The 8562-nt window shown below is 69.9% G+C and carries 6 protein-coding genes; 4 read left to right on the forward strand and 2 right to left on the reverse strand.

What is annotated here, in order from left to right; genetic code table 11:
* Positions 1–152 precede the first annotated feature (152 nt).
* Both B7767_RS04675 and B7767_RS04680 read right to left on the reverse strand, forming a co-directional pair.
* On the reverse strand, positions 153–1244 hold the full coding sequence (locus B7767_RS04675) for a metallophosphoesterase (protein WP_107485798.1): 1092 nt from the start codon (positions 1242–1244) through the stop codon (positions 153–155).
* Between the two features lie 580 nt (positions 1245–1824).
* A complete protein-coding gene (locus tag B7767_RS04680) occupies positions 1825–2937 on the reverse strand; it encodes a LacI family DNA-binding transcriptional regulator (protein WP_085571002.1) in 1113 nt (370 codons plus the stop codon).
* Positions 2938–3375: 438 nt separating this feature from the next.
* On the opposite strand from B7767_RS04680, the gene hisC reads away from it, so the two are divergent.
* The 4 genes from hisC to cydD form a co-directional block, all read left to right on the forward strand.
* Positions 3376–4455: a histidinol-phosphate transaminase gene (gene hisC, locus B7767_RS04685; RefSeq protein ID WP_085571003.1), complete on the forward strand. Its 1080-nt coding sequence runs from the start codon at positions 3376–3378 to the stop codon at positions 4453–4455.
* A gap of 261 nt (positions 4456–4716) precedes the next feature.
* A complete protein-coding gene (locus B7767_RS04690; protein ID WP_085571004.1) occupies positions 4717–6222 on the forward strand; it encodes a cytochrome ubiquinol oxidase subunit I in 1506 nt (501 codons plus the stop codon).
* Positions 6223–6242: 20 nt separating this feature from the next.
* A complete protein-coding gene (gene cydB / locus B7767_RS04695) occupies positions 6243–7247 on the forward strand; it encodes a cytochrome d ubiquinol oxidase subunit II (RefSeq protein ID WP_085571005.1) in 1005 nt (334 codons plus the stop codon).
* Positions 7248–7259: 12 nt separating this feature from the next.
* The coding region (gene cydD, locus B7767_RS04700) for a thiol reductant ABC exporter subunit CydD (RefSeq protein ID WP_085571006.1) at positions 7260–8562 on the forward strand (1303 nt) is incomplete at its 3' end.

Here is an 8562-nt window from a genome sequence, read left to right on the forward strand (position 1 = left end):
CATGCTGACGAGCCGTCGGGCAGAAACGGAGGGGAGCCTGCTACGGATAAGCCGATGGTAGAGCGGTGACGGCGCGCGGTGACAGGGGGTTTACCGAAATTGGCACGTGCACGGGGCGGTTGCGGGCCGCACGGTCACGGCCCGCTGAACCGTCAGACGCCCAGCGGCAGTTGCCGGACCAGCAGTTTTCCGGCCATGGTGACCCCGCCGTCCATCGCGATGGCGAGTCCGTCGGCGTAGACATGAGGTCCGGTGACCACGGGGCCGCTGTCGTCCTCGCCGTCCTCGGAACCGACTTCGCCCATCAGGTACGGGATCGGGCTGTGGCCGTGGACGACCCGGGTGCCGCCGTACGTGTCCAGCAGGGAGCGCACCGCGTCGGCGCCGCCCTCGTCGCGGAAGGAGAACCGCTTGGTGAACTTGCGGAACAGGTCCCAGACCTCGTCGGCGTCGTTGCGGGTGAGCGTCTCGCGGACGGTGTCGTTGACCTCTTCGATGGAGCGGCCGTAGTCGAGGTAGGCGGTGGTGTCGGAGTGCAGCAGCAGATGGCCGTCGACCTCCTCGACGGCGTCGAGGCGGGCCATCCACTGCAGGTGGTGGTCCTGGAGGCGGTCCATGTCGGTCTTCTGCCCGCCGTTGAGCAGCCAGGCCGCCTGGAAGGTGGCGGTCCCCGCGCCGGAGTTGACGGGGGTGTCGCCGAACCGCTTGGCGCCGAGCAGCAGCAGCTCGTGGTTGCCCATGAGGGCCTTGCAGTAGCCGCCGGCGGCGGCGGCTTCGGCGGACAGCCGCATCACGAGGTCGATGACGCCGATGCCGTCCGGGCCGCGGTCGGTGAAGTCGCCGAGGAACCACAGCCGCGCGGTGCCGGCGCACCACTGGCCCGCCGAGTCGAGCAGGCCCTGCTCCTGGAGGGCGGCCACCAGCTCGTCGAGGTAGCCGTGGACGTCACCGACCACGTACAGCGGTCCCTGGCCGGTGGCGGGCTGCGGGGCGGGGGCGGACGCGGGGGCGACGGTCACCTGAACAGTGTCACCCCGATTGATGACGGGGAGGTCCCGCTGGGTGGGTGTGTATCCCTCCGGGTAGGCCTCCTCGGAGGGCGGGACGACGTCGCCGGGGTGCGTGCTCCGGGCGTACGGACCGGTCTCGTGGACGTACGCGGGCACCCGGAAGTCGCGCAGCGTCGCCGTCCGCTCCACCTCGGGTCCCTGACCGGCCCCCTGAGTCATCGACCCCTCCACCATCGCGCCGCTTCTGCACCGCGTCGGACTGCCTGGTCGCAGCGGCCCGCGGTGTCGTGGGCCCATCATAGGAATGCGGATCGCGCTGTGTGATGACCCAGGGGTGGTGAATCAGAGCAAGACTCCGGTTCGCCGTGGCTTTCGCCCCGTTTGAGTGGGTCTTCCACGGCCCTGGCCGCACCCCTCCCGCCGCTGACCGGCCCGCTCCCTTCCGGGAGCCCGGCGCGTTTCCCCCGCAGGGGTGTCCGGGAAGTGCCCTCGCGTCCCCTTCCGGAGACAGGACCGCCTTCGCGGGACCCGGACCCGCCCGCACGAGGCCCTTTCCCGGAAGCGGAACCGGGCACCGCGTCAGGCTCCCCGGAAACGGAGCCGGGCATCCACTCCTGGGCATCCCCGGAAGCGGTGTCGGGCATCCACTCCCAAGCACCCCCGGAAGCGGAGCCGACACCGCCCCAGGCGCCCCCGGGGGCCGCTCCGGCGAGCGCGACACGCCCTCTCCCGAGGCTCGAAGCCACCGCCTTCCCCCTCCGGAAGCGGAAGCTCCACGTGCCTTGCCGCGGTACGCCCCGCGGGTGCCCCCGCCTCACGACCCCTTCGGCGACCTCGGCGGGCTGACCGTCGTACGGGGCGGACGCCGCTGCGAGGAGGTACGCACGATCAGCTCGGTCGGTATGACCTGCTCCACCGGCTGCTCCGAGTCGACCCCCTCGATGGCGTCGATGAGCAGCTGGATCACCGCCGTGCCGATGCGGCGCGGTTTGAGGGAGAGCGTGGTGACGGGCGGTTCGGTGTTGGCGTAGACCGTGGACTCGCTGCAGCAGACGAGCAGCAGGTCGTCCGGGACGCGCAGGCCGTAGCGGCGGGCGGCGGCGAGCAGGTCGGTGCCGTTCGGATCGAACAGGCCGTAGACGGCGTCGGGCCGGTCGGGGCGGGCGAGCAGCCGGTCGGCGGCGACGGCGCCCGCGCACGGATCGTGCGCCGGGTAGGCCTCGTAGACCGGGTCCTGGCCCACGCGCTCGCACCAGCGCAGGTACGCGGTGGTCGACAGGTGGGTGTACGTGTCGGTGGTGGTGCCGGTGAGCAGGCCGATGCGGCGGGCGCCGGCGTCGGCGAGGTGGTCGAGGATGCCCGTCACGGCGGCCTCGTGGTCGTTGTCGACCCAGGCGGTGACCGGCAGCGAGCCGGCCGGGCGGCCGTCGGAGACGACCGGTAAGCCCTGGCGGACCAGCTCGCTGACCACCGGGTCCTGGTCGGAGGGGTCGATGACGACCGTGCCGTCCAGTGCGACGTTGGACCACACGTCGTGGCGGGAGGTCGCGGGCAGGATGACGAGGGCGTAGCCGCGGGCGAGCGCGGCGGAGGTGGCGGCGCGCGCCATCTCGGCGAAGTACGCGAACTCGGTGAAGGTGAAAGGTTCATCCCCGTACGTCGTCACGGTCAGGCCGATGAGTCCGGACTTCCCGGTGCGGAGCGTACGGGCGGCGGCCGAGGGGCGGTACCCCAGTCTGTCGGCCACCTCGCGGACGTGGCGCCGGGTGGCGTCCGGGAGCCTGCCCTTGCCGTTGAGGGCGTCGGAGACGGTCGTGATGGAGACTCCGGCGGCGGCGGCCACGTCCCTGATGCCCGCTCGTTCCGGCCGGCTGCTTCGGCGTGAGGTATCCGCGCGGCTCACCTGGTGCTTCCCTGCTGCTGTCATGGCGAGCCGATAGTAGGGCTCATGCGGTGGGGTAGGGCGGACGCATATGCACACATTGACAGGCACGTTTCTGCATGATCATTTAGAGTCAATTGCCTTGGAAATAAAGGGCGTTGAACGTTCCCATGCCAGGAGCTGGCGTGTCGGCGCATGCAAGCCTGTCGTGGGTGCGATGTTGCGAAGAGGTCTCAACTCACCTGCACGGGGGATGCGCGCCACGGCGCAAGCCACCGGCGCATAGATATATGTACGGCGCGCCCCTGGCCCGCACGCCATTCGTACACCTTCGGGTTACGTTGCCCTTGTTGCCACTGTGACGCACGAGGCAGGCGTGAGCATCGGGCGCTCCTCTACGCAGCGGCGTCGAATCCTCTTAAGGTGAGCAGTATTGGATGTCGGCGGACACGGGTGCCGCCGGTCTTCGCGAGGAGGACTGCGGTGAGCGAGACGAGCCCCAAGCTGCGCGCCGAGCTGGAGGGGATCCCCACGTACAAGCCGGGCAAGCCGGCGGCGGCCGACGGACCGGTGGCGTACAAGCTGTCCTCCAACGAGAACCCCTACCCGCCGCTGCCGGGCGTGATGGAGACCGTGACGGCCGCGGCCTCCTCCTTCAACCGTTACCCGGACATGGCCTGCACGGCGCTGATGGCCGAGCTGTCCGAGCGCTTCGGCGTCCCGGTGTCCCACGTGGCCACCGGCACCGGATCGGTCGGTGTCGCCCAGCAGCTGGTGCAGGCCACGGCGGGTCCGGGCGACGAGGTGATCTACGCCTGGCGGTCCTTCGAGGCGTACCCGATCATCACGCAGATCAGCGGTGCCACCTCGGTGAAGGTGCCGCTGACCCCGGGCGATGTGCACGACCTGGACGCGATGGCCGAGGCGATCACCGACCGGACCCGGCTCGTCTTCGTCTGCAACCCCAACAACCCGACCGGCACGGTCGTGCGGCGGGCCGAGCTGGAACGCTTCCTCGACCGGGTGCCGGGCGACGTCCTGGTGGTGCTCGACGAGGCCTACCGCGAGTTCATCCGGGACACCGAGGTGCCGGACGGCGTCGAGATCTACCGCGAGCGGCCCAACGTCTGCGTCCTGCGGACCTTCTCCAAGGCGTACGGCCTGGCGGGGCTGCGCGTCGGCTTCGCCATCGCCCACGAGCCGGTGGCGGCGGCGCTGCGCAAGACGGCGGTGCCGTTCGGGGTGAGCCAGATCGCGCAGGACGCGGCGATCGCCTCGCTGCGCGCCGAGGACGAGCTGATCGGCCGGGTCGGCTCGCTGGTCTGCGAGCGCAACCGCGTGATGGACGCGCTGCGCGACCAGGGCTGGACGGTGCCCGAGACCCAGGCCAACTTCGTCTGGCTGCGGCTGGGGGAGCACACGGTGCCGTTCGCTCAGGCGTGCGAGCAGGCGGGTGTGGTCGTCCGGCCGTTCCCCGGGGAGGGCGTGCGGGTCACGGTCGGCGAGACCGAGGCGAACGACATCTTCCTGAAGGTGACGGAAGGCTTCCGCAGGCAGCTCTGAGCGGCGTGCACGTCCAGGCGGCCGGCGGCTTGTCCGCCGGCCGCCTTCGTGTGTGCCGGAAGTGCGCGAAGAGGGGCTGACGTCACAGGGGACCCCCCTTCCCGGTCAGAAAAGCAGTAGGTCATAATTGCTTGTGAATGTGAACGCGTTCACAAGCACATCCCGTTTTCCTCCGAGATGTCGGGGACTTCCCCCCGAGGTGCCGAGGACGAACGGGATCAAGCAGGCCGCCGCGACCACGGCGAAGTAAGGAGCGACGACGTGGATCTGGCTCTGGCGCCGGAGACCCTGGCGCGATGGCAGTTCGGTATCACCACCGTCTACCACTTCCTCTTCGTTCCCCTGACGATCTCGCTCGCCGCCCTCACCGCGGGGCTGCAGACCGCCTGGGTGCGCACGGAGAAGGAGAAGTACCTCAAGGCGACGAAGTTCTGGGGCAAGCTCTTCCTGATCAACATCGCGATGGGTGTGGTCACCGGCATCGTGCAGGAGTTCCAGTTCGGCATGAACTGGTCCGACTACTCGCGGTTCGTCGGTGACGTCTTCGGCGCCCCGCTCGCCTTCGAGGCCCTGATCGCCTTCTTCTTCGAGTCCACCTTCATCGGTCTGTGGATCTTCGGCTGGGACAAGCTGCCCAAGAGGATCCACCTGGCCTGCATCTGGATGGTCTCGATCGGCACCCTGCTGTCGGCGTACTTCATCCTCGCCGCCAACTCCTGGATGCAGCATCCGGTCGGCTACCGGATCAACGAGGAGAAGGGCCGCGCCGAGCTCACCGACTTCTGGTTGGTGCTCACCCAGAACACCACCCTCAACCAGGTCTTCCACAGCTTCTCGGCGGCCTTCCTGACCGGCGGCGCCTTCATGGTGGGCATCGCCGCCTTCCACCTGATGCGGGGGAAGCACATCCCGGTGATGCGGACCTCGCTCCGGCTCGGCCTGGTCACCCTGGCCGTCGGCGGCCTGTTCACCGCGATCAGCGGCGACACCCTCGGCAAGGTCATGTACGAGCAGCAGCCGATGAAGATGGCCGCCGCCGAGGCCCTGTGGGACGGCGAGGAACCGGCGCCGTTCTCCGTGTTCGCCTACGGCGACGTCGACAAGGGCCACAACGAGGTCGCCCTGGAGATCCCCGGCCTGCTCTCCTTCCTCGCCCACAGTGACTTCGAGTCGTACGTGCCCGGCATCAACGACACCAACGAGGCCCTCCAGGAGAAGTTCGGCCCCGGCGACTACAAGCCCATCGTCCCGGTCGCCTACTGGGGCTTCCGCTGGATGATCGGCTTCGGCATGGCCTCCTTCTCGCTCGGCCTCCTCGGGCTGTGGCTCACCCGCAAGAGGTTCATGCTGCCGGCCGCCCACCGCACCGGCGAGGACGAGGTCCCGCGCCTGGTGCTGCTGAAGCAGCCCCTCGGCTCCCGGTTCACCCGGCTCTACTGGCTCCTCGCGCTGTGGACCATGGCGTTCCCGCTGATCGCCAACGCCTGGGGCTGGATCTTCACCGAGATGGGCCGGCAGCCCTGGGTGGTCTACGGAGTGATGCGGACCGAGGACGCGGTCTCCCCCGGTGTGTCCACGGCCGAGGTCGTCACCTCGATGTCCGTCTTCACCCTGCTCTACGCCGTCCTGGCCGTCATCGAGGTCAGGCTGCTCGCCAAGTACGTCAAGGCGGGCCCGCCCGAACTCGGCGAGTCCGACCTCAACCCGCCCACGAAGCTCGGCGGCGACCACCGTGACGCCGACAGGCCGATGGCCTTCTCGTACTAGGCAGAGGGAGTCGCACCGTCATGGAACTGCACGACGTCTGGTTCGTCCTGATCGCCGTCCTGTGGACCGGCTACTTCTTCCTGGAGGGCTTCGACTTCGGGGTCGGCATCCTCACCCGGCTGCTCGCCCGCGACCGCGCCGAGAAGCGGGTGCTGATCAACACCATCGGCCCCGTCTGGGACGGCAACGAGGTGTGGCTGCTCACGGCCGGCGGCGCGACCTTCGCCGCCTTCCCCGAGTGGTACGCCACCCTCTTCTCCGGCTTCTACCTGCCGCTGCTGCTCATCCTGGTCTGCCTGATCGTCCGCGGTGTCGCCTTCGAGTACCGGGCCAAGCGGCCGGAGGAGAACTGGCAGCGCAACTGGGAGACGGCGATCTTCTGGACCTCGCTGCTCCCGGCCTTCCTGTGGGGCGTGGCCTTCGGGAACATCGTGCACGGCGTGAAGATCGACGCCGAGTTCGAGTACGTGGGGAACGTCTGGGACCTGCTCAACCCGTACGCCCTGCTGGGCGGCCTGGTCACCCTGACGCTGTTCACCTTCCACGGCACGGTGTTCACGGCGCTGAAGACGGTCGGTGAGATCCGGGAGCGGGCGCGGAGGCTGGCCCTGCGCGTCGGCCTCGTCACCGCCGTACTGGCGTCGGCCTTCCTGCTGTGGACACAGGCCGACCGCGGCGACGGCACCAGCCTGGTCGCGCTGGCCGTGGCGGTCACCGCGCTGGTCGCCGCCCTGCTGGCGAACCAGGCGGGCCGCGAAGGATGGTCGTTCACCCTGTCCGGCCTCACCATCGTGGCCGCCGTGGCGATGCTCTTCCTGACACTGTTCCCGAACGTCATGCCGTCCACGCTGGACGCCGACTGGAGCCTGACCGTCACCAACGCCTCCTCCAGCCCCTACACCCTGAAGATCATGACCTGGCTCGCGGTGATCGCCACACCGGTGGTGCTGCTCTACCAGGGCTGGACGTACTGGGTGTTCCGCAAGCGGATCGGCACCCAGCACATCGCCGATCCCGTGCACTGAGGTGTGTTTCACGTGAAACCGATCGACCCGCGTCTGTTCCGGTACGCCCGCGCCACCCGTGGCTTCCTGGCGGCGGTCGTCGGCCTGGGGGCCCTCGGGGCGGTGCTGGTCATCGCCCAGGCCATGCTCATCGCCGAGATCGTGGTGGGCGCGTTCCAGGACGGACTGTCCGCCGCCGGACTCGGCACTCCCCTGCTGCTCCTCGCCGGCGTCGCACTCGGCCGCGGTCTGGTCGGCTGGCTGACCGAGCTGGCCGCGCACCGGGCGAGCGCCGCGGTCAAGTCGGAGCTGCGGGGGCGGCTGCTGGAGCGGGCTACGGCGCTGGGGCCGGGGTGGCTGGACGGCCGGCGCACCGGATCGCTGGTCGCCCTGGCCACCCGCGGGGTCGACGCCCTCGACGGCTACTTCTCGCGCTACCTCCCCCAGCTGGGACTCGCGGTGGTCGTCCCGGTGGCGGTGCTGGCGCGGATCGTCACCGAGGAGTGGGTCTCGGCGGCGATCATCGTGGGCACCCTGCCGCTCATCCCGGTCTTCATGGTGCTGATCGGCTGGGCCACCCAGTCCCGGATGGACCGCCAGTGGCTGGTGCTGTCCCGGCTGTCGGGCCACTTCCTGGACGTCGTCGCCGGACTGCCGACGCTGAAGGTCTTCGGACGGGCCAAGGCGCAGGCGGAGTCGATCCGCCGGATCACCGCCGACTACCGGCGGGCGACCATGCGGACGCTGCGGATCGCCTTCATCTCCTCCTTCGCGCTGGAACTGCTCGCCACGCTGTCGGTGGCACTGGTCGCGGTGACGATCGGCATGCGGCTCGTCCACGGCGAACTGGACCTCTACACCGGCCTGATCGTCCTGATCCTGGCGCCCGAGGCCTATCTGCCGCTGCGGCAGGTCGGCGCCCAGTACCACGCGGCGGCGGAGGGGCTCGGGGCGGCCGAGGACATCTTCTCGGTACTGGAGACGCCCGTGCCCGCGCCGGGAACGGGTGCGGTACCGACGGGTGCCCTCGTCTTCGAGGACGTGACGGTCCGCCACCCCGACCGGTCCACGGACGCGGTGACGGACGTGTCCTTCACCGTCGCCCCCGGGGAGACGGTCGCGCTCGTCGGACCGAGCGGCGCGGGCAAGTCGACGCTGCTGAACGTGCTGCTCGGGTTCGTCCGCCCCACCGGGGGCCGGGTGCGGATCGGGGGAGCCGACCTCGCCGGACTCGACCTCGCCGAGTGGCACGGCCGCGTCGCCTGGGTGCCGCAACGGCCCCACCTGTACGCCGGGACGATCGCCGAGAACGTACGGCTGGCCCGCCCCGACGCGG

This window comes from Streptomyces sp. 13-12-16, from assembly GCF_002114215.1.
Taxonomy (GTDB): Bacteria; Actinomycetota; Actinomycetes; order Streptomycetales; family Streptomycetaceae; genus Streptomyces.